General features: G+C 38.2%; 23 protein-coding genes and 1 riboswitch. Of the genes, 8 read left to right on the top strand and 15 right to left on the bottom strand.

Annotated elements, in window-relative coordinates; translation table 11 throughout:
* Positions 1 to 51: 51 nt before the first annotated feature.
* The 3 genes from M3175_RS14410 to M3175_RS14400 form a co-directional block, all read right to left on the bottom strand.
* Positions 52 to 1,329, bottom strand: coding sequence for an ammonium transporter (locus M3175_RS14410; protein WP_251520080.1), 1,278 nt, complete (start codon positions 1,327 to 1,329; stop codon positions 52 to 54).
* A gap of 5 nt (positions 1,330 to 1,334) precedes the next feature.
* Entirely contained in the window at positions 1,335 to 1,733 is a 399-nt protein-coding gene (locus M3175_RS14405; protein ID WP_251520077.1) for a hypothetical protein, read from the bottom strand.
* Between the two features lie 144 nt (positions 1,734 to 1,877).
* Positions 1,878 to 2,177: a hypothetical protein gene (locus M3175_RS14400; protein ID WP_251520074.1), complete on the bottom strand. Its 300-nt coding sequence runs from the start codon at positions 2,175 to 2,177 to the stop codon at positions 1,878 to 1,880.
* A gap of 157 nt (positions 2,178 to 2,334) precedes the next feature.
* Here M3175_RS14400 and M3175_RS14395 point away from each other — a divergent pair, with 157 nt between their 5' ends.
* Complete coding sequence (locus tag M3175_RS14395; protein ID WP_251520070.1) at positions 2,335 to 2,715, top strand: SET domain-containing protein; 381 nt, start codon at positions 2,335 to 2,337, stop codon at positions 2,713 to 2,715.
* Positions 2,716 to 2,873: 158 nt separating this feature from the next.
* Complete coding sequence (locus M3175_RS14390) at positions 2,874 to 4,586, top strand: methyl-accepting chemotaxis protein (protein WP_251520067.1); 1,713 nt, start codon at positions 2,874 to 2,876, stop codon at positions 4,584 to 4,586.
* 107 nt (positions 4,587 to 4,693) lie between these two features.
* Here the strand turns inward: M3175_RS14390 and M3175_RS14385 are convergent, their stop codons facing one another.
* The 3 genes from M3175_RS14385 to M3175_RS14375 all read right to left on the bottom strand — a co-directional run bounded on the left by M3175_RS14385 (position 4,694) and on the right by M3175_RS14375 (position 5,930).
* Positions 4,694 to 4,894, bottom strand: coding sequence for a cold-shock protein (locus M3175_RS14385; protein WP_066056568.1), 201 nt, complete (start codon positions 4,892 to 4,894; stop codon positions 4,694 to 4,696).
* Between the two features lie 195 nt (positions 4,895 to 5,089).
* The gene (locus M3175_RS14380; protein ID WP_251520064.1) at positions 5,090 to 5,458 is read right to left on the bottom strand and encodes a hypothetical protein; all 369 of its coding nucleotides are present in this window, start codon (positions 5,456 to 5,458) and stop codon (positions 5,090 to 5,092) included.
* Positions 5,459 to 5,594: 136 nt separating this feature from the next.
* Positions 5,595 to 5,930, bottom strand: coding sequence for a zinc ribbon domain-containing protein YjdM (locus M3175_RS14375; RefSeq protein WP_251520062.1), 336 nt, complete (start codon positions 5,928 to 5,930; stop codon positions 5,595 to 5,597).
* Positions 5,931 to 6,078: 148 nt separating this feature from the next.
* On the opposite strand from M3175_RS14375, the gene M3175_RS14370 reads away from it, so the two are divergent.
* Together M3175_RS14370 and M3175_RS14365 are read left to right on the top strand one after the other, a co-directional pair.
* The gene (locus tag M3175_RS14370; protein ID WP_251520060.1) at positions 6,079 to 7,149 is read left to right on the top strand and encodes a sulfite oxidase; all 1,071 of its coding nucleotides are present in this window, start codon (positions 6,079 to 6,081) and stop codon (positions 7,147 to 7,149) included.
* Between the two features lie 213 nt (positions 7,150 to 7,362).
* Positions 7,363 to 8,469, top strand: a complete 1,107-nt coding sequence (locus tag M3175_RS14365; protein ID WP_251520058.1) for a chitobiase/beta-hexosaminidase C-terminal domain-containing protein — start codon at positions 7,363 to 7,365, stop codon at positions 8,467 to 8,469.
* A 208-nt stretch (positions 8,470 to 8,677) separates the two neighbouring features.
* Here M3175_RS14365 and M3175_RS14360 read toward each other — a convergent pair whose 3' ends face one another.
* The 8 genes from M3175_RS14360 to lepB form a co-directional block, all read right to left on the bottom strand.
* Complete coding sequence (locus M3175_RS14360) at positions 8,678 to 9,403, bottom strand: 5-oxoprolinase subunit PxpA (protein WP_285852285.1); 726 nt, start codon at positions 9,401 to 9,403, stop codon at positions 8,678 to 8,680.
* Positions 9,404 to 9,462: 59 nt separating this feature from the next.
* Complete coding sequence (locus M3175_RS14355; protein ID WP_251520054.1) at positions 9,463 to 10,113, bottom strand: DUF1989 domain-containing protein; 651 nt, start codon at positions 10,111 to 10,113, stop codon at positions 9,463 to 9,465.
* A gap of 28 nt (positions 10,114 to 10,141) precedes the next feature.
* Positions 10,142 to 10,855 carry an urea amidolyase associated protein UAAP1 gene (locus M3175_RS14350; protein ID WP_251520052.1) on the bottom strand — a complete coding sequence of 238 codons (714 nt, stop codon included), beginning with the start codon at positions 10,853 to 10,855 and terminating at the stop codon, positions 10,142 to 10,144.
* Positions 10,856 to 10,882: 27 nt separating this feature from the next.
* Complete coding sequence (locus M3175_RS14345; RefSeq protein WP_251520048.1) at positions 10,883 to 11,677, bottom strand: ABC transporter ATP-binding protein; 795 nt, start codon at positions 11,675 to 11,677, stop codon at positions 10,883 to 10,885.
* Positions 11,678 to 12,493, bottom strand: a complete 816-nt coding sequence (locus M3175_RS14340; RefSeq protein ID WP_251520045.1) for an ABC transporter permease — start codon at positions 12,491 to 12,493, stop codon at positions 11,678 to 11,680. It lies immediately after the preceding gene.
* Positions 12,494 to 12,516: 23 nt separating this feature from the next.
* On the bottom strand, positions 12,517 to 13,527 hold the full coding sequence (locus M3175_RS14335; RefSeq protein ID WP_251520042.1) for an ABC transporter substrate-binding protein: 1,011 nt from the start codon (positions 13,525 to 13,527) through the stop codon (positions 12,517 to 12,519).
* Positions 13,528 to 13,595: 68 nt separating this feature from the next.
* Positions 13,596 to 13,702: riboswitch (guanidine-I (ykkC/yxkD leader) on the bottom strand.
* A 166-nt stretch (positions 13,703 to 13,868) separates the two neighbouring features.
* Positions 13,869 to 14,723: a manganese catalase family protein gene (locus M3175_RS14330; protein ID WP_251520039.1), complete on the bottom strand. Its 855-nt coding sequence runs from the start codon at positions 14,721 to 14,723 to the stop codon at positions 13,869 to 13,871.
* A 72-nt stretch (positions 14,724 to 14,795) separates the two neighbouring features.
* Positions 14,796 to 15,341: a signal peptidase I gene (lepB, locus tag M3175_RS14325; RefSeq protein ID WP_251520036.1), complete on the bottom strand. Its 546-nt coding sequence runs from the start codon at positions 15,339 to 15,341 to the stop codon at positions 14,796 to 14,798.
* 152 nt (positions 15,342 to 15,493) lie between these two features.
* On the opposite strand from lepB, the gene M3175_RS14320 reads away from it, so the two are divergent.
* The gene (locus M3175_RS14320) at positions 15,494 to 16,261 is read left to right on the top strand and encodes a class I SAM-dependent methyltransferase (protein ID WP_251520033.1); all 768 of its coding nucleotides are present in this window, start codon (positions 15,494 to 15,496) and stop codon (positions 16,259 to 16,261) included.
* 46 nt (positions 16,262 to 16,307) lie between these two features.
* Here the strand turns inward: M3175_RS14320 and M3175_RS14315 are convergent, their stop codons facing one another.
* Entirely contained in the window at positions 16,308 to 16,583 is a 276-nt protein-coding gene (locus tag M3175_RS14315) for a hypothetical protein (protein WP_251520030.1), read from the bottom strand.
* Between the two features lie 223 nt (positions 16,584 to 16,806).
* On the opposite strand from M3175_RS14315, the gene M3175_RS14310 reads away from it, so the two are divergent.
* The 3 genes from M3175_RS14310 (at position 16,807) to M3175_RS14300 (ending at position 21,985) form a co-directional block, all read left to right on the top strand.
* Positions 16,807 to 17,397: a biotin transporter BioY gene (locus M3175_RS14310; RefSeq protein ID WP_251520027.1), complete on the top strand. Its 591-nt coding sequence runs from the start codon at positions 16,807 to 16,809 to the stop codon at positions 17,395 to 17,397.
* Positions 17,398 to 17,419: 22 nt separating this feature from the next.
* Positions 17,420 to 18,412 carry a biotin synthase BioB gene (gene bioB, locus M3175_RS14305; RefSeq protein ID WP_251520025.1) on the top strand — a complete coding sequence of 331 codons (993 nt, stop codon included), beginning with the start codon at positions 17,420 to 17,422 and terminating at the stop codon, positions 18,410 to 18,412.
* A 546-nt stretch (positions 18,413 to 18,958) separates the two neighbouring features.
* Positions 18,959 to 21,985 carry an efflux RND transporter permease subunit gene (locus tag M3175_RS14300; protein WP_251520023.1) on the top strand — a complete coding sequence of 1,009 codons (3,027 nt, stop codon included), beginning with the start codon at positions 18,959 to 18,961 and terminating at the stop codon, positions 21,983 to 21,985.
* The last annotated feature ends 12 nt before the right edge of the window (positions 21,986 to 21,997 follow it).

Raw genomic sequence — 21,997 nt, 5'->3', positions numbered from 1 at the left:
AATAACTAACATAAACAAAGGCTCTATTACCAATGTAATAGAGCCCCTTGTCTAATCATCTTTTTTTGAAAAATCCGTATAGTGATCTTGATAGTTAATAAACTCGTGTTCTTGATAAGCAGCTAGCACTCCATGGTAACTAATATCTAATCCCATTTCTTCTTCCTCTTCTGTAGAACGAACAGGTATCCATAGACGGATGAGCGATAAGCCTAGCCAGGTCATTGCAAAGCCCCATATACATAGAACGATTAATCCTAACACTTGAACTCCCAGTAGATGCCAGCCTCCTCCATAAAAAAGGCCCCCTTCTATTGAGAACAAGCCAAGTGCGATTGTTCCCCACATCCCAGATACAGCATGAACTGGGAACGCTCCAACTGGATCGTCAATTTTCCGTGACTCAAGCCAATTGGTAGCAAATAACATCAATAAACCAGAAATTGCCCCTATCAAAATAGCTGCTTGATCACTAACAAACGCACATCCTGCTGTTATTCCTACTAATCCAGCCAATGAACCATTAATAACTGCCGGTGCATCCGAACGCTTGTAACGGAAAAGCGTGTATAAAAGCGTTGCTGCCCCTCCAGAAGCGGCAGATAACATGGTCACAATTGCAATATGTCCAATTCTTGCATCTGTACCGCTTAATGTACTTCCGGCGTTAAAACCAAACCATCCAAACCAAAGAAGAAACGCTCCTACTGAAGCTAAAGGAATATTACTCGGTAGCGCGATTGTACTCGTTCCCAAAGGGGTAAACTTCCCTTTACGCGGACCGATAAACATGGCTGCAGCCAAAGCTGAAAAACCACCGAGCGCATGGATAACAGCACTACCAGCAAAATCAAGCATTCCTAGCTGACTAATCCAGCCTCCTCCCCATACCCAGTGTCCTGCAATCGGATAAATAATCGCCGTCATAATCATCGCATAAAGAATATAAGCGCGAAAATTAATCCTCTCCGCCACTGCGCCTGAGACAATGGAAATTACTGCAATAACAAAGGCCGCTTGGAATAGCCAAAACGTATCAAGTGATATGGAAAGCTGGATATGAGACAAATCGCCTAACAAGGCAAAACCGCTTGTTCCGATCATTCCCCACGCATCACTTCCATACATAAAAGCAAAACCAACCAGATAAAAGCATAGTGCACCAATGGTAATATCAACAAATACTTTCATTATGATATTTACATTATTTTTATGCCGAACAAAGCCAGCCTCTAAAAGAGCAAAGCCACCCTCCATGAGGATAATCATTGCAGCAGTTAACACGACCCATATCGTATCTAATCCTGAGTTCAATGTTTCAATCGTCATTACTACTACTCCTCGACTTTCTTCAGCTTGATGATGTCTTCCGTAATCACACTTGATAGTTCAAGTTCATCACCACTCGTTATTTCTTCACATTGACGAATAGCTAAGTTAATTTCATAGATTCGTTGTTTCAGTGTGTCAATTTGCTTTAAGCGATCTTTCACATGGACAATGTATTCAACCGCTTGGTGGTGACTCGGTGGACGGCTTGCAAAAAATTTCCGTACAGGAGACAACGATTGATAAAACGCGTCCTCAGCTCGTCTTTTCTCTTCATACTTTGTGATTTTATTTTTTAACTCATGAATTTCTTGTTCCTTCGTCAACAATATTCGTTGAAGTATGCTCGTAATCTCAGAAGAAGAAAAATGGAAGTACCGATTCAATTCATCTCGAACAATCACGTAAACTCTCCTAACACATTAATGTTATATTTCCTTACATAATAACAATATTAAGAGAATTTGTATACAGAAATTAATTGAAATTTTGTTCAATTTGTTTTACACGAAAAAAGCGACTGTTTAGTAAACAGCCGCTTTCTCCTATCAATAATACGGATAAACCCCATATGGATTATAAGCTGGATAAGGTGTGGCTGCTGGATAGCCATATCCATAACCATAACCTGTTCCTTGAGTTAAAGCTCCTGCCGCAAGTCCCCCAAGCAGACCCACAGCTAATGGCGCCGCCCCAAAGCCCCCTCCTCCAAATCCTCCACCATAATATCCATGATGGTGTCCACCGTGGTGATGTCCTCCATGATGATGTCCTCCATGGTGGTGTCCACCGTGATGATGTCCTCCGTGGTGATGTCCACCGCCGTATACATTTCGATTATTAGTCATATATCAATCTACCTCTTTTCATCCATTTTGTCCTACTCCTCTACTGTATGCATCTAATTGGACATACGTATGGGCAATTAAAGCGATAAGGTTCCTTTTTACAGTCAACACTGATACAATCAGATGAAAGACAAAAACGAAGGCGAAGGTGACAACTGTGATTGAGATAAGAACTTCTACACTCAGTGATGGAGAACTCAATAGAGGCGTATTTGCAACAAGAGATATAAAAAAAGGTGAACTCATTCATGAGGCACCTGTTATTCCTTATCCGAATGACCAGCACGAACATATCGAAAAAACACTTCTTGCGGATTACGCTTTCGAGTATGGAATCAATCATTCCGCTCTGCTACTTGGATATGGTATGCTGTTCAACCATTCGTATGAGCCAAATGCAACGTATGAGATCAACTTTCCAAATCATACATTTGATTTTTATGCTTACAAAGATATAAAAGCTGGAGAAGAAGTGTTAATCAACTACAATGGTGAAGAAGATAATCAAGATCCACTTTGGTTTAATGAAGGGAAATAAAACGAAAGTCTCAGTTTTGCTGAGGCTTTTTTATTTTGTTAACTATTTTGACAAAAGTTCTAGTATAAAAGTATTAACTTATTCCGACAAAATGCCGATAACAAAGGAGAACGAATACTTCATCGAAAAATACAAAACTACAAAAGGAGCAACTGTCGATGAAATGGATAAAGAATTTAAAAATTGTACAAAAAATGCTTTTATTATCAACAATTACTCTTGTAAGCCTTTTAATAGTTGGGATTTCCGGTCTTACTCAACAAACTATGACAGGAAATAAACTAACAGCTATGTATAAAGACAATCTCGAACCCATTCAAGCTGCCAGCTTACTAAAAAGCAATGCACAATATGTACAGACGGCTTTAGTAGAATTAATGGTTAATAGAGATACGACTCGTAATAAAGAACTTGTAGAACAATTAGAAGCTAGACTAGAAATGAACCGAGAAATTAGAGAAGCCTATAAAAGTTCAGGGCAAGAAGAACAAGAAGTGTTTGATAGTATTAAGGACGTAGTTGAAAGATTCCAAGTTTCAAAAGAAAAAACACTTGAACTTGCTCTCAAAAATCAAAACTCTGAAGCATACGAAGTATATGTTCAAGAAACAGGTCCCCTTCTAACTGAATTAGACCAACTGTATACAAAGTTGATCGAAGTCAATGGTAAATATGCAGAACAAGCAAATGATGAGAATCAAATAAACAACAGAAATTCATCAATAGTAATGATAAGCATCATTGTGCTATCAATCATACTATTTGTTACTACAAGCTGGATCATATCAAGATCGATTTACGGCCCGCTTAAGCAAATGGAATACCTAATGCAAAAAGCTAAAAATGGGGACTTAACCGTTCATAGTAACTACGAGTCAAGGGATGAAATTGGGAACCTTTCAAAATCATTTAATGAAATGATTTCCCAAATTAAATCACTAATTATGATGGTTCGTGAATCTTCCGACCAAGTAGCAGCCTCATCTGAGCAACTAATGGCAAGTGCTGAAGAAACAAATAAAGCCGCAGAACAAATTGCTGAAGCTAGTTCTATTATGGCAGCTAATGGCGAAGCCTCTGTAAAGGGTACAGAAGTTGTATCTGTTTCTACACAGCAAATGGCAATTGGCATTTCAAATATTGCAGATTCAATCACATTGGTTTCTGATCATTCAAATGTTACAACTGAAGAATCAGAAAAGGGAAATATCGCACTTAAGAAAACGATAGATCAAATGGGATCTATCAATGAAACCGTACAAACATCATCTAGTATTATTAAGGACCTAGGAGAACGTTCTTCTGAGATAGAGAAAATTTTGGCTGTTATCTCTGGAATTTCAGACCAAACAAACTTACTTGCTTTAAATGCAGCTATTGAGGCAGCACGAGCAGGAGAACATGGAAAAGGCTTCGCAGTGGTGGCCGATGAAGTAAGAAAATTAGCTGAGGAATCTCGACGTTCTGCTGAACAAATTACTCATTTAATACATGATATTCAAAGCAGTACTTCCAATGCAGTTGTATCAATGGATAAATGTACAACAGAAGTACAAACTGGTCTTGTGTTGATTAATGATACTGGTAAATCTTTTGAAAAAATTCTTCATTCTGCTGCGGACGTATCTAGACAATCGGTTGAAGTTTCTGCCGCTGTTAAGCAGTTATCTTCAAGCGTGGAACAGGTTGCAATCGGTATCTTTGATATCTCCATGAAAACGGAAGAATCTTCATCAGGTTCTCAAACTGTGGCTGCAGGAGCTGAGGAACAACTTGCTTCGATGGAAGAAATCACAGCTTCGGCTCATTCATTAGCAAAAATGGCTGAAGACCTTCAAGCAATGGTGAATACGTTTAAAGTGTATGAATAATGATAAAAGTGGTGCTGAAACCGAAAAGGTTTTAGCACCACTTTTTTTCTAAATTGAAGACATAAAAAAACAGATGGCTATTTATCCATCTGTTTCTACATATATAATTATGCTTTTTTTACATTCGTAGCTTGAAGTCCACGTTGACCTTGCTCTGTATCAAAAGTAACCTTTTGACCTTCGTCTAAAGATTTAAATCCTTCGCCTTGAATCGCTGAGAAGTGAACAAATACATCTTCTCCACCTTGAATCTCGATAAAACCGAAGCCTTTTTCTGCATTAAACCATTTTACTGTACCTTGTTGCATGTTGTTTCCTCCTGCGTGGAATATTCCACAATTAATACTATCATTGCTCAATGAGAAATCAAAGGCGAAAAAGCTTTCACTATTTTTTCCTTACAGACCGAACAAAAATAATTCTTTCTAAGAATAACAGGTTATGAGTAATAACACAATGAAAAGTATTAATTACATATATTCTCCAACCACAAAGGGAAGTAATTATACAAATATTTTAGCGACTTTAGTCATCACTTTTTTGTCATTCGCAGTAACTTTTTTAGGCTTACTAGGTGTAGATAACTTTAAATTCCTCTGAATCTCTGATGTAGTAATTTGAAGATAAAAAGCACTGGAATCTTCATTACCATCTAAGTAGCCCTTTAGAATCTTCATTTTTTCAAGTGTCCCTGTAACTTTTTTACCATAGTCCCACTTGATTTTATTTTTGTATCTTGTATCCAACTTTTCCTTTAAAGAAAAAGCCTCTTCTACTGCTTCTTCAGGTGTTTTAAAAAAGGAGTTCACTCGCTTAATTCCCTTTTTTCTAATTCCATCCGCTACCTGAGCTTGGTAACCAATAACAGTCATTTTTTGGCCATCCTTCCTAAGGGTCTCTTGCCTTCTACAATGAGAACTAGAAGACCATATGGATGTTCCCTTCCTACTAGTATATCCTTATATATCCAGTAAATACCACAAATATGTATTCTAAGGCTTTTTCATTCTATATCTTCTTCACAAATTCCGATTTTAACTGCATGGCACCAAATCCATCAATTTTACAGTCTATATCATGATCACCTTCGACAAGTCGTATGTTTTTCACCTTCGTACCGATCTTAATCACAGATGACGACCCCTTTACTTTTAGATCCTTAATCACCGAAACTGTGTCACCATCGGTTAGTACATTCCCGTTTGCATCCTTCACTACCTTTTGCTCTTCACTTATTTCACTTTCTGCTGTCCACTCATGTGCACACTCTGGGCAAATATATAATGTACCGTCTTCGTATGTGTATTCCGATTGGCACTTTGGACAATTTGGCAAGTTAGCCATTTGTATTCCTCCGATCAAACTAGTTTTAACCCTCTCTTATACTGCCAAATTGTCTTTGTAAAAACAAGGTCTTTACAGCCACAAAAGACTATTTCATCCGATAGCCACATATTGTTTAAAAAACATTCTTTTCATTTGGAGGAGACAGATGAATAATCACTTCCAACCTAATGCAAAACCTTATTTGATTACCAAAAGCCTTCATCCTGAAAATCAAGAGTCACCCATCTCCTTTTTAGACAACGACACCATTTCTTCCCGACTTTTCTATAGACGCAATCACTTTTCTTATCCATCGCTCTCATCCTCTAGCTACTGGTTTCCCGTTAGTGGTCATGTAAAAAAGCCATTGTTTTTTTCATTGCAACAACTAACCTATTTACCCTCAAAACAGGTAAAAGCAGTTCTTGAATGTTCTGGGAATAAGCGAAGCTTTTTCGAACCGAAAGTGTTTGGTGAGCAGTGGGAAAAAGGGGCGATGAGTCAGGGGATTTGGAAAGGTGTACCATTAAAAAATGTACTAGACCTTGCAGGTATTAAAGAAAGTGCTTTAGAAGTAGTTGTTGAAGGATATGATTACGGAGAGCGTAAAGACAATAATCAATTAGTCTCTTACACTCGAAGTCTGCCTTTAGAAAAAGCACTTCACCCAGATACGATTATTGCATATGAGTATAATGGCAAACCTATCCCTTTTAAGCACGGCTTTCCTTTAAGATTAATTGTTCCACAGTGGTATGCTATGGCCTCAGTTAAATGGCTAAAGCAAATAATCGTTACTGATTCACCTTTTACAGGTCCCTTTCAAACAGTGGATTATGTATATTACCCTTACAAAGAAAGCAACAAAGAAGCTGTTCCAGTGACCAACCTCCATGTAAATTCAACGATTCAGCATCCAATCGATAGAGACATCCTACAAACAGGTGCACACACCATAAGAGGAATAGCTTGGACTGGCCAAGGTTATATAAAGAAGGTTGAAATTAGTACTGACAATGGAGAATCGTGGAACGAAGCAAACATAGAAACTATCGACCATACTGGATATTCCTGGAGTACTTGGTACTACCACTGGAGAGCTGAACAAAAAGGGGAATACACCATTATGTCTAGAGCAACAGACTCAAATAAACGTGTTCAACCAAAGAAGCCTTTTTGGAATCGAAAAGGCTATGGCTACCATGCAATCGACAAGGTCAGAGTTAAACTAGAGTAAATCTCTTTTGTAGCAACTCTAAATTAAGTCTTAACTACCAGGAAAATAGAACTCTTTTTTATGAAGGAGCTACATAAAAATGTAGCTCTTTCTTGTTTTAATAGGATTCGCAAACTTTTTCCTAAGAAAAAAGGAAAAAGGCTATCTTTTTATGAAAGCGCTTATATCTTATGATTAGCCTTGTATTTTACTATGTTAATAGGAGGAAAATTCATGAAGAGATTCGTAATGAAAAGCATCTGTGCACTACTTTTAGTCGTCCTCGCATTTCAAGCATTTGCACCTATAGGACAAGCAAAGCAACTAAATTCAGAGGGTCAAATTGCTTCACCAGAAGCCTCCATTGAGTCGGGTACATATTACAAATCACAAACCGTTGAACTGCAATCCTCAACTCCTGGTGTATCTATCTATTACACAATAGATGGAACGACACCTTCAAAAGATAGTAATTTATATTCTACACCTATTACTGTTAATCAAGATACGACAATTAAAGCGATAGCTTATGAAGTTAAGAACAATAGTATTGCAAACGAAGTTAGTAATGGTGCAAAAAGTAAGGTATCCACGTTCACTTATTCATTCACAACCAAAGAAGATATCGCTTCAAAGTTCCTAAGTTTCACCTACAATAACATGCCTTATCGCCTTTATGTACCTGAAAATTACGATCCATCAAAATCGTACCCGTTAGTTCTATTCCTACATGGAGGTGGAGAGCGAGGCACTGATAACGAAAAGCAAATTCTAGCGAATGATGGTGCTGTGATCTGGGCAGCGCCTGAAAATCAAGCAAAGCATCCAGCCTTTGTCCTTGCCCCTCAAGCACGCAGTGTACATGATGGTGGATTTGGAATCACTAGAGACACAAATAATAATATTAATCTAAGCAGAGTGTTCGAGTTCTCCCAAGACTTAGGTACTGCCTATGATATTCTTCAAAAAGTTAGAAATGAATACAATATTGATAGCAACCGACTATACTCTACTGGATTGTCCCAAGGTGGTTTTGGTACGTTCAATCTGAACATTAGATATCCTGATCTTTTTGCTGCGATGGTACCAATTGCTGGTGGTGGAGATCCAACTCAAGCTTTTAAGCTAGTGAATAAACCAATCTGGGCTTTCCATGCAGTAGACGATGCTATCATCCCGGTTTCTTACTCACAAAACATTATAACAGCCATTCAGAATGCTGGTGGGAATCCAATTTATACAGAATATCCATCTGAGAAGGGATATAACCATGCTTCATGGGTACCTGCGTATGAAAATAAAGAAATGATTGAATGGGTATTTAAACAAGTGAAAAAATAGATGCATCAAAAAGGTGTCAGAATTTCTTGCTGACACCTTTTTATTATTCAAATTCTGTTAAATTCCTCATGTAGAATGGAATATTTCAAACTATACTTCTCAAACTAATACTATGATGAAATTATTTAAACACTCACTCCTCATATTAGCAATTATTCTTTGGTGCTTATTATTTGTTTATTATCTTCATATAGAAGGAATCTTCAACTTACTTAACTATTAACGTTTTCCTTCCGATTAGCCAGCCATCTTCTAATAAGGCTTCTCGAACCGATCTCATAATTGCTGATGCATTCGGTGTATCGCTATGAACACAAATCGTTTCAACGGGGCTTTGCTCCAACAACTGCAAAGCTCTTTTGGCCATTGTGTTCGGCTGTCCAATTTCCTCTAACGTCCAGCCAAACATTTTCACATAATTATTTACATACGGCCGATCAGCAAAATATTCGGTCACTACGTTTAATTTTGCTTCTATTGCCGCATGATACAGCTCGGAATTAGGCAAGGTATAGATCTCAATATCACGATTAAAGTCCAAGACAGCTTCTACCGTTACTTCCGCTAATTCTCTTTTTTCAGCTGTCATCATATAAAGAGCACCATGCGGTTTAATATGAGACAATCTTGTATGACTCTTTTGTAAAAAACTAGCAAGTGCTCCGAGCTGGTAGAGAGTGTAATCGTATATCTCTTGTGGCTTCACTTTCATTTCACGACGACCAAAGCCTAGTCTATCGGGTAACCCTACATGTGCTCCCACCCTTACACCATATTGAGTTGCCAACTCAACCGATTCCCGCATAACATGTGGGTCCCCTGCATGAAAACCACACGCAATATTCGCAGAGCTTATTAATGGCATTAATTCCTCATCGGCACCATATTTATACAGGCCAAAGCTTTCACCCATATCACAGTTTAAGTCTATCAACTTCTCCAGAACAATTCCTCCTTTTGATGAATTACACTCCGTTAAGAAAGCCTTACAGTCTACGATTCCCAGATATACACTTTAATAGGTGTAGGGTTGTAGTCATTGCATGGGTTGTTTAGCTGTGAGCAGTTGCTAAGAAGGACCATTATGCTACCTTTCGCTTTTAGCTCAACATAGCTTCCAGGTGCAGAAATACCATCAACGAATTCAATGGCACCATCTTGTGTAAAAGGTACAATACAAAAGAAGTTTACACTTGGCGGTAGATCTCTTTTTGTATAACCCGCTTGATTTTCTTCCATCAAAAGCAAAAAAGTATCACGACAGTTATGCATATCCATTTTGTCATGTCCGTAGCGGACCGTATTGCTTTGTGCAGAACAAAAACTAAACCAAGCATCATGACAACCAACCGTATCCGCAACGATGGTCACGAGTTCTTTACCTGATTCCGCAAGTAGGGTCGAACCGGTCTTTAGGTACATATTCTCCTGCTCAGCAATGGTTAAAACGGTACTATAGTGATCGTCTGGATTTTCCGCATCATAAAACAACGCATCTACTGATTGGTTTCCTTCTAAGTCCACGATTCTAATAACTTGCCCAGGTAGAAGCTTATGCATAAATCCTTTTCCAGCCAAAATGGTTTCACTATATATCGCATCCTTAGCCTTACGTGGACTTTCCACTTTCGTTAAAACAGGCATTTGTTAGATCCTCCTTCTGGGAAAAGTATCAGTATAACGCATAATAAGCCCATGTATTTTCAAATGCACGTCGATTTTCAGGACGATTGTTAACACAGAAGTCATCCTCTTCTACTTTTGGTGAAGAGGAAAACTCCATTTTGACTGGTACAGCCGGATACTCTGTCTTTGGATCTAGAGGATTAGGTGTATTGGAAAGGACAACTAACAAATCCATCTCCGTTCTTAAGGTAACTGTAGAACCTTTTGGACAATGATTTTTTTGGTATGTTAATTGACCATTTTCATCTGTAGCTATTTTAGAAAATAAATTGATTACTGGTACTAAATCACGTGCTCCTAAGCCATTTCGTGCAAGCTCGGTAATTAAGTTTTCTCGCCCACTTCGAAACCACTCGTTTCGCTGAATTTGATAGGTAGTTATTCCATATTTAGCATCTGTTTTCTTACGGGTCGTGCATCCAGCGATCGGATCATGCCAGCCAACACTATCTTCTACAATACTTGCTAACACTCGGCCATTATCACTTAATAGAACATGACCTTTTGTTAAATGGCTTGTAAACTGAGACTTTAGTGTGTCAGACATAACATAACGCTCGGTTAAATCTCTCGCATTATAAAAAAGAATGGATACATTGGCACCTTCCTCAAGTGCAGTAAAACGAATAAATTTCCCTCGTTTTATAAACCCAGACCATTTTCCACCAGGAGAAAGAATGGTCGACCAAACTTGTGTCATCCTTTATTTCCTCCTTAACCATCATCATCAATGCTTCAATAGCGTAATGATGTGTTTTTTTAGTTTCATAAATCGGTCCACTTCTACTAGCTCGCCATTTTTAAATAGTTGAAGATCAGCGTTAATTTCTTCTTTTATTTTTCCAGGGCGAGCATCCATTACGTAAATTCGTTGGGAAAGAAAGATAGATTCATCAATGTCGTGGGTAATAAATACAATGGTTGTTTTTTCTTTTTTCCAAATATCTAATAGCAACTGCTGCATGGACTGCTTCGTTTGTGCATCAAGTGCCCCGAACGGTTCATCCATCAACAATACTTCTGGACTATTTGCTAATGAACGAGCAATAGCCACACGCTGCTTCATGCCACCTGATAATTCTTTCCCATAAGAATTGGCAAACCGCTCAAGACCAACAAGCTCTAAGTATTTATCGGAAATGTCTTTCCGCTCCTTTGAGCTAACACCTTTTAACTTCAAACCAAATTCAATATTCTCACGAACGGTCAACCATGGAAAAAGGGTATAAGATTGGAAGACCATCCCCCGCTTAACGCTTGGACCTTGTACTTCCTCACCAGCTACTTTAACTGACCCAGACGTTGCTTCTTCTAGGCCGGCTAATATTCGAAGAATGGTTGATTTCCCACAGCCAGATGGCCCCAAAATGGAAACAAACTCCTCATTTTTCACATATAAAGAAACATCCTCCAACGCTTGGAACGTGTTGTTTTTCGTTTCGTAGATTTTTGATAATCCACTGATTTCAATTTCAATGTCAACCGGATCAACGACCACTTTTGGCTGTACAATAGTCACCATTTAATTCCCACCTTCCACCCAAGGAAATAACTTTTTATTCGCGATCGCAAATGCTCTATCAATAATCAGCCCTAATAGTCCAATGACAATAATCCCCACAAAGATAGACTCTGTATCTAAGAATCTCTGTGCCTTCATAATGAAATACCCAAGTCCATTATTCGCTGCCACCAGCTCAGCAACGACTAAATATGTCCAAGCCCACCCCATAATTAGACGTAGAGTTGTCATGAGTTTTGGTAGTAACGCGGGAATGATAACTTTAAAAATCACCTGTGTTCGGTTTGCTCCAAGAGTATAAGAAGCGTAAAGCAAATCTTTGCTAATACGATTTGTATCATCTGCCACCATCAAGATGAGCTGAAAGAAACAACCAATAAAGATCACCAATATCTTGGCTGTCTCTCCAATTCCTGCCCATACCATGATAAGAGGTATAAAGGCTGCTGCAGGCATATACCTGATAAATTCTGACATTGGTAAAATAAATGATTCTGCGAATTTAAAGGTTCCTGCCAATATTCCAAGCGGTATACCAATCACACAAGCAAGTAAAAATCCCATAAATACCCGATACACACTTATTCCAATATGCTCCCAAAACTCAGGGCTTCCAAAAGAGTGTGCTAACGAAAATACGACTGCATTTGGTGTTGGGAGGAAGACTTCATCAACGATGTTAATAAAACTAAATCCACCCCAGAAAAGGAAGAGTAATAGAAAGGTAATACACACTCCAAACAAATACCATTTTTTAGGCACTTCTTCACGTATAGAAGTTAAGCTTCTAATTGTTTTATTTTTTGGTAGGTTCATTGAACTCATCCTTTCTCTTCTTATTATTTTGAAACATTTTCAACAAAGGACGAATCAACAAAATCGGAGAAGTCAGGTATCTCTTCCAAATAGTCCTGTCTCTTTAAAAACGCTGCATTTTTTTCTGCAGTATAATAGAATGAATCATAACTGTTTCCTTCTTTAAAGGATGCAAGATTATCTTCGGGAGTAAACATTTTGAATCCTTTAAATCCTTCTGCTAACTCTTCACTAGTAATACCAGCCTCTTTGGCAATAATGTCAATGGATTCTTCCGGGTTCTTTTCCAAGTAGTCAACGGCATCAAACCAAGCATTTACAATCTTTTGTAACTCTTCTTTCTTCTCTTTCGTAACATCTTCTCGAACCACAAACACATCAGATACTAAACCAGGATAATCAGCAGAAGTAACCAGTTTATGCGTCCCTTCCTTAGCAACTGCTTTGCTTAAGAATGGCTCCCAAAGTCCAGCTGCATCAATATTTCCGGATAAGAAAGCATTTCCTGCATCAGGTACAGTCAGGTTTGTGAATTTCACATCAGATTCCTTCATACCAGCATCTTCAAGAGCAGTCAGTAGGAAGAAGTGTTCAATCGTTCCCAGTTCCGTTCCAACAGACCTTCCTTTTAAATCTTCCACCGATTGAATATCGTTTATCGCAACAATTCCGTCGCCACCGATTGAATTATCCGTGATAAAAATGGTTTTTAAGTCAATTCCTTTGTCTAAAGGTGGAATTGCATCTAACAGAGCTTGAGTGTTTCCATCAATTTTTCCGGTATTTAAAGCAGATAAAGAGTCCGCGTACACTGGGAACCAGACTAATTCAACATCAACACCATACTTTTCAAAGAATCCCTTTTGATCAACGAGATGCCATAAATACCAGCTAGGTAGAGCACTAAAACCAATCTTAATAGTATTGCCACTGGATTCACTACCAGAGGTTTCTTTTGTTGAACTTCCACAAGCACTTAAGAACATTGTTCCCACCAATACGACTGCTAAAAATACATGCTTCATTTTTCTCATTCTCTTCACCTCATTGTTAGATTTTGTTTTTGAAAAAATAAAAGAAGGATAAAAGAATGAGAGAATGAATCTCCCAGGCTTTTATCCTTCCGTGTATATAGAATAAATTTTCTATACGCTCTCTCTTGGACCAGACTTGATACACCATATCAACGGAACCCTAGACAGCTTTTTGCTCCCACCGATACTACTTCGAGAGCCATTATGTAATTTTGAAGATCTAAGTTGGTTTTAGTATATATGGTTTACAATACTCCCCCAACACTCGTGTTACATTTTCTAACACAGTTTTTTTTACATAAAAAAAGCACTTCCCTATTGCGAAGTGCTTCACATTTTAATTAATTATTTAAATCACTTAACCCTGGTGCGTGTTCATTTGGCATTTCTGGCATTTGTGGAACTGGGTAGCCAGCCGGAGGTTCTATTACCCGTAGCTCCCCTCCGTTTCTACTAGGAGTTTGTCCTGAGAATATTTGCCCCATTAATGTAGCATCAAGTCGGAAATTAAACTGCGCGTTATGGAAGCCCATGTCCACATATTTTTTACATTCAGGGTATTTATTAATATCATAGTTAGGAATAGGGAAAAGCTTACCCCAATCCACTCCTAATGTCTCTAATGCTTTTGCAAATGCATTTTGATGAGCATTATCACGCACAATTAAAAAGGCAAGTGTTTCACGAAATGCTTTATTATTGCTCATCTCATATATACGCGACTTTTGTAATACACCTGTTGATTCAAGAACAACATTATCTAAAAGATTAGCTACTAAATTCCCATGGTCATACACATAATTTCCATTCCACGGGTTACCAGCCGCATCTACTGGAAGAGAAGCTTTGGCTCCCATTATGTAGTGATGTGGATTCGCATGTTTAATTGCCTCATCAAGCGGCGCATCATCTACCCCTGCATTTCCAGGCATGTCTAAACCAGACTCATTTAGTAGTTGATTAATGGTCGATTGAACAAGCTCCACATGAGATAGTTCTTCAAGAAATACACCACGAATTAAATCACGATAAGGTTTAGCATTTCCTCTAAAATTAGCACTTTGGAACGAGAATTGCATCATGGTTCTCATCTCACCAAATCGTCCACCCAATGCTTCCTGGAGAACTTTAGCCGCTGCTGGATCTGGCTTATCAGGTACAATCATATTAATTAAATCCTCTTTGTAAAAATACATGGTTTCACCTCACTATGATTTAACCTTCCTAGCTTTTGATAAAAACATGAATTTATACTGTGCCTAAAATAGTTATTCTGGCATACCTATCTTTCTTAAAGGATAAATCTGTAACTTCACTTCTCCTATTAAAGAAGAAATAGGAATTGGGCCAAAAAATCGACTATCCTTACTATGTAGCCGGTTGTCTCCCATAACAAATAACGCTCCATCAGGCACGACTGATTCCCCTGTTAACTCCTCAAGTGTAAAGTCTCCAGTTAATTTATCTAATAATAGATCTTTCTTTATATCCTCTAAATACGGTTCTTTCACAGGGTTCCCATTGATAAAAAGGGTATCATCCTTCATTTCTATCTGATCTCCAGGCAAGCCAATGACCCTTTTAATATACCGCTCGTCGGAATCTGGTGCGTTAAATACGATTAGGTCAAATCGTTGAATATCCGATACTTTACTTACCAACAGCCGGTCATGCTCTTGAAAGGTTGGTAACATAGATTCTCCGTATACAATCGCCGGAGAGAATAGGAAGTGACGACAAATAAAAGCAACAATAAATGCAAACACAATTGATTTAAACCAAGAATATACTTCCTTTTTTGTAGTATCACTCACACCGATTTTCCTCCTTTTTTTAAATGATTACTTATTAATTTCCCCTTAATTCTACCGCTTATCTTATACCATATCATATTTCGATTGGGAAATTTTTCTTATACGCTTAAATATGTTAAAATTTCAATAATTCAATCAAGGGAGAGTTGGCTATGGAAAACGTTTCACATCAAACGGATCAATGGAATGCTAACTTCTATGATGAAAATCACTCATTTGTTTCAAAATACGGGAATAGTCTCATTGAATTGTTAGCACCCCGCAAAGGAGAGTGCATCCTTGATTTAGGTTGCGGAACCGGTGATTTGGCGAAAAGATTATTTGAACAAGGGACCCAAGTAATAGGAGTAGATAAATCAAATAATATGATCGCACAAGCAATAGAAAAATATCCTGAAATACCATTTTTCGTCCAAGATGCAACAAAACTACTTTATACAAATGAATTTGATGCTGTTTTTTCTAATGCTGCTCTTCATTGGGTAACACAACCTAAGCAAGCTTTAGAATGTATATACAATTGTTTGAAACAAGGCGGAAGATTCGTAGCAGAATTTGGTGGTAAAGGGAATGTACAAACTATCATTGATGAAATTAGCCATCAATTAGGGGGAGATATCCATAGAACTGATTTCCCATGGTATTATCCTAGTATTGGTGAATATTCATCATTAATGGAGGAAGTCGGTTTTAGAGTTACTTTTGCCCAACACTATGATAGACCAACTCCACTAGAAGGGGCGAACGGTTTAAAGAACTGGATAAAGATGTTCGCACCGAGTTTTTTTCTTGGATTAGATGAAGAGGAGCAAGAGGATATCATCAATAAGGTTGAACATCAAGTAAAGTCTAGCTTATTTCACAATCATCAATGGATTGCAGACTATAAAAGAATTCGTGTCATTGCCGTTAAGGAATAATAAAGGCATCAAGATGAAAGTCCATCTTGATGCCTTTTTCATTGTCTTATTGTTTTACTTCTTCCCAATAATATTGTATGGCTTCCTTTCGAACGACTTCCGGGCAGTCAACCTCATCGTCCCAATGATCGTAGTTATTCTCACCATTCACATGTTGAATATCTACACTGAAGTATTTATCTCTATATTTAAAAATGATAACGACCATTTCTGAGTAACCCGCATCATCATTTCCAAGTTCTTGGACAAATTCTAATCCATAGGCTTCATGATTTTTTCGTTCAGCAACAGAATCAAGTATTACATCTTTAGGAAACTTCATCTTTCTCTTCTCTTCCCTTCCATTTTATAAGCGTATTTTACTACGGTTGTGAGGAAAAAGAAACATGATTTGATAAAAGGAATATGACAATTTTTTGAGCTTTTCTAAAAAGTTAATTACAAGAGCTCGAATCTTTTTATGTTAACCTAAAAAATATTTAGTTGACAAAAAATACTTTGAAAATTTATTCTTTAATTATATAAAAAATAAAGGGGATATTTTTATGAAGTTAAAAACAATTGATCTTACATTAGCAGCAATGTTTGTTGCATTAATGGCTGTAGGTGCAAACATTACCTCATTTGTGCCATTTTTGGTGGTTGGAGGAGTTCCAATTACGCTACAAACTTTTTTTGCTATTTTAGCAGGTTTGATTCTTGGTAGTCGCTTGGGAACCATCTCTATGACTGTATATGCGCTTGTTGGACTAGTGGGCGTCCCAGTTTTCGCTAGATTCGGAGCTGGTTTTTCCACTCTGTTGAGTCCTACCTTTGGATTTATTGTTTCGTTTGTGATTGCTGTTTTTGTAGTTGGGAAAATCGTAGAAAAGAATCGATCCCTTTCTGGCTTCATCACAGCTGCTATGGTCGGACTTGTTATTAATTATGTATTCGGAACAAATTGGATGTATGGGGCATACAAACTTTGGGCGGCAGCTCCTGAGGGCTTCACGTATCAAATGGCATGGTCTTGGATGGTCGTCCCAATGCCAAAAGATATCATTCTAACAGTTCTAGCTGCGATTCTTGCTTTTAGACTTGAAAAAACAGTTTTATCAAAGGGTAGCTTCAAACATTTAAAAAGAACTGCTTAATAGCGGAAAGAGAGGATACATGGTGAATAACTGGAAAACTCTTGCTCTTAATGTATTAAATGGACACGAGCTCACGAATGATGAGGCGTTAAGTATCCTTACTTGTCCTGACAATGAGCTGCTTGAGATTCTTCAGGCAGCTTATGTGATACGAAGTCATTATTACGGCAACAAAGTAAAGCTTAACATGATTATCAACACCAAATCAGGACTATGTCCAGAAAATTGTGGTTACTGTGCGCAATCGAGTATATCAAGCGCACCTATCCAAAAATACCGAATGATGGACAAGGATACGATTCTACAAGGGGCCGAACGTGCCTATCATCTAAATGCCGGTACGTACTGCATTGTTGCAAGCGGCAGAGGTCCAAGTGACAAAGAAGTGGATATTGTCACTTCTGCCGTCGAGGAGATAAAGGATAAATACGGACTGAAGGTTTGTGCTTGCCTGGGTCTACTTAACCCACAACAGGCACAACGATTAAAAGACTCGGGAGTCGACAGATACAATCATAATATTAACACGTCAGAGAGTCACCATGAATCCATTACTACCTCCCATACATATGAAGACCGAGTAAACACAGTTGAGCTAGTAAAGAACGCTGGCATCTCTCCATGCTCTGGCGTCATTATTGGAATGAAGGAAACAAAACAAGATGTTATTGACATGGCGAAAAGCCTAAAAGTATTGGATGCTGATTCTATCCCTGTTAATTTTCTTCATGCAATTGATGGTACACCGCTGCAAGGAGTAAATGAGTTAAATCCGCGTTATTGTTTAAAAGTGCTTTGCTTAATGCGCTTTATTAATCCATCGAAGGAAATTCGGATTTCTGGAGGCCGAGAAGTTAATCTTCGAAGTCTTCAACCTCTCGGATTGTACCCAGCTAATTCGATCTTTGTGGGTGATTATTTAACCACCGCTGGGCAAGAAACAACAGCAGACCACAAGATGCTTCAAGACCTCGGATTTGAAATAGAATTTGCTAAGGAAGAAACCACGGCATAAAAAGGCATAACAAAAGTAGAGCAAGGGCTTATTCCCTTGCTCTTTTTGCTTTAATTACTAATTCTTAGGATTGAGAATTTTGCAAACCATTTCTGCTTTCAACGTATTGATGTCGTGTATCCATGAGAGGTCATAGGCGGAGAATTTCCTGCTAATGTATATAGGGGAATCCTATGAAGCAGAAATAAGCGGAGATATTCCGATTAAATGCTCTAAATATGACCAAATTCAACGATTTGACTAATATAAACGGAAAAACTCCCCTTATTTTTAAGAAAATATAAGTATTTCTTAATTTAACCGGAATTTTTCCGCTTAATTTTCAAACACAGTGAAATCAGCACTCAATTATTCCTGACTCTATAGAATTCAATAAAACGAACAATCTTAACAATAAATTTTCATTAACTTCAAGAAAACCCTTATATTAAGTCTTTGTAAGTATTGCGGTATCGGTCTCGAGACCGTTCTTAGTCATGAACAAATTATGTTAAGATACATCTTGTGATTATTATTAGTTTTTACCATGAGAGGAGAAATTTTACAATGTCTATTTTTACAAGGTGGGCCTTTCGCAACAAAGCTGCTGTATCGATTCTGACGATTTTGGTCCTCGGCTTAGGAATCCTAAGCTACACAACATTACCTATGGAGTTCTTTCCAGCAGCTGACCAGCCACAGGTTTCAGTCGTTGTGCTCGGTCAAGGAACAGACTCTGACACGATGGAAAAGCAAGTGACGAATCCGATGGAAACGGTACTTGAAGGAGTAAAAGGAAAAACAAATATCTTTTCGACTACAGGAGATGGATATTCAAAGCTTGATATCTTTTACGACTCCAAAACCAATATGAAGGATGCAAAGCTTGAGGTACAGGATGCACTGACTACGCTAAGTCTTCCACCAAACGTGTCAAAACCAAATATTATTCAACTGAATACAAATATGATCCCAATCTCACAGATTTCAATCACGTTCGAGGATGGATTAACAGCTGAGAATGTGGAGTTTGCTAAAAAAGAAATTGTTCCTGTATTAAAAGATATTGAGGGAATTGCCAATATCCAAACCATGGGCGAAGCAAATTCCTATGTATCTGTGAAAATAGATAACGAAAAACTTGCACAAACACAGATTCCATTTCAAACCATCATGACTATGTTACAAGGACAGAATTCATCGATGGCTGTAGGTGAGCAAACAATAGATGGTAAATCCAGTAATATTAAAGTTATTGGCAGTATCGATAGTCTGGATGAGCTAAGAAATCTACAAGTATCTCCTGGGGTTAGCTTAAAAGATATTGCAACAGTTGATAAACAAGAACCCAATGATACGTTGAATCACATTAATGGTGAAGATGGTCTTTTCCTAATAGTAACAAAGGATAGTGCGTCTAATGCTGTATCTATCAGTAAAGAGCTTGATCAATCCATCAAGGAACTGAACGAAAAGTTTAGCCAATCGGAGACGACAGTGGTTTTAGACTTAACAGATATGGTTGAAAACTCTGTACACACCATGATGAAGGAAGTGTTACTTGGAGCATTGTTTGCAACAATTGTAATTATGCTTTTTCTAAGAAACCTTCGTTCGACTTTTATTACAATTGTGTCTATCCCACTGTCCCTAGCCTTTACGTTATTCCTTCTGTCACGCTCAGGAATTACACTTAATGTTCTAACTTTAGGGGGAGTGGCAGTAGCCGTTGGTCGTTTAGTAGACGATAGTATCGTAGTAATCGAAAATATTTTCCGCAAAATGCAAAAAGAAAAATTCTCAGTACCTTTAGTAATAGAGGCAACAAAAGAAGTAGGAACCGCTATCACGTCGTCCACCTTAACAACTGTGGCAGTATTTCTACCAATCGGTCTTGTAAGTGGATCCCTTCAGGATATCATGCTCCCATTTGCATTAACGATTACCTATTCTCTGCTCGCTTCATTAGTCGTAGCGTTAACCGTCGTTCCACTAATGAGCGCAGGGTTGCTGAAAAATACAAAGCTACCAGAACATAAGCCAGCGGTAAAATTCATAAAGTTAGTAACTTGGTCACTCAATCATAAATGGGCAGTCCTTCTCCTAGCATTATTTGTTTTTGCTGGTTCGATTGTAACCTATGTAACGCTTCCGAAAGGTGCCATTGATAACTCAAGCTCCGATTTCATCGTGGCTAATCTAACGTACCCGAATAATACCCCTATTGACGAGGTTAAGGAAGGCTCCCTTAAACTAGAGGAGTTCATTCTTAAGCAAGAAGAGGTTGAACATAACTTTACTCAAATGGGGAATTCAGCTGAAGCTGCTCAATACGGGGATGTAAAATCACCAACTGCAACAAGCTTTTCAATTATTCTTAAAGATAAAAACGATACCGATCACATGATCAAACTGATTGAAGGTGAAAAAGAGAATTATGACGATGCCGAGCTTACGGTTTCAGCTAGTTCAATGATGTCTAGCTCATCCTCACAAATCACCATCGATGTGATGGGTGATTCCTTAGCTAATCTAGAAAAAACTGCTTTAAAGGTGAAGGCTGAGATTTCAGGAATTGATGGTGTTGAAAAAGTTTCTACCAATTTCGAAGAAAAGAAAACGGTCTTTTCACTTGAAGTGGACTCCAGTAAAGTGAACTCTGAACAAACAGCTCAAAGCTTAGCTGCCATGCTAAATGCTATGCCAATTGGTATGCTACAACTAGAAGAACAAGATACGCCTGTATTACTGGAAGCATTGCTATCTCCAGCTACAGCGGATGAGATTAGCGATATCCCTGTTATGACTCCAACAGGCTTAGTTCCTGTTTCTAAGGTTGCTTCGATTACGAAAAGAGAAGAATCAACGAGTGTCTTCCATAAAGATGGAGACCAATATGTTCGAGTAACAGCAAATATTGATTCAGCACGCGTTTCAGACATCTCAAAGGAAATAAATGAAGCTATATTTGGTGTTAAGGGAAATGGCGGAATCAAACTTCCTGATGAGGTAGAAATTTTTGTTGGAGGAGCGAGTGTTCAACAAGCGAATGACTTCTCTGATTTATTTATGACGATGATCGTTTCCATTGGAGCCGTTTTCTTAATCATGGTGATTACTTTCAAAACAGTAAGAGCTCCTATCGCTATTCTATTCTCACTTCCACTTGCAGCGATTGGTGCTGTACTTGGACTTGTAATTAGCCGAATTCCTGTGGATGTAACGGCTCTATTGGGTGCCCTTATGCTGATTGGTATCGTCGTCACGAATGCGATTGTATTGTTAGACCGTATTAAACAAAACGAACAAAAAATGATCATTCGGGAAGCGATTGTCGAAGCAACCGCAACGAGAATGCGTCCGATTTTAATGACAGCAGTTGCAACCATTTGTGCCATGCTCCCACTTTTGTTTAAAAAAGCAGAGACAGGTGCCCTTGTGTCACAAAGCTTAGCTGTAGTAGTTATTGGTGGATTAGCAGCAGCAACCCTACTGACGCTTGTGGTCATACCCGTGATTTATGAGCTTTTACATTTTAAAAAGTCTAAGAAACAACGTACACAATTAGCAAACGAACAAAGTATAGAAGGGTAAAAACAAAGCCAG

Source organism: Robertmurraya korlensis, assembly GCF_023715225.1.
Lineage (GTDB): Bacteria > Bacillota > Bacilli > Bacillales > Cytobacillaceae > Robertmurraya_A.
Note: the sequence above shows the minus strand (reverse complement) of the source record. Positions and strands in the feature narration are given on the sequence as shown.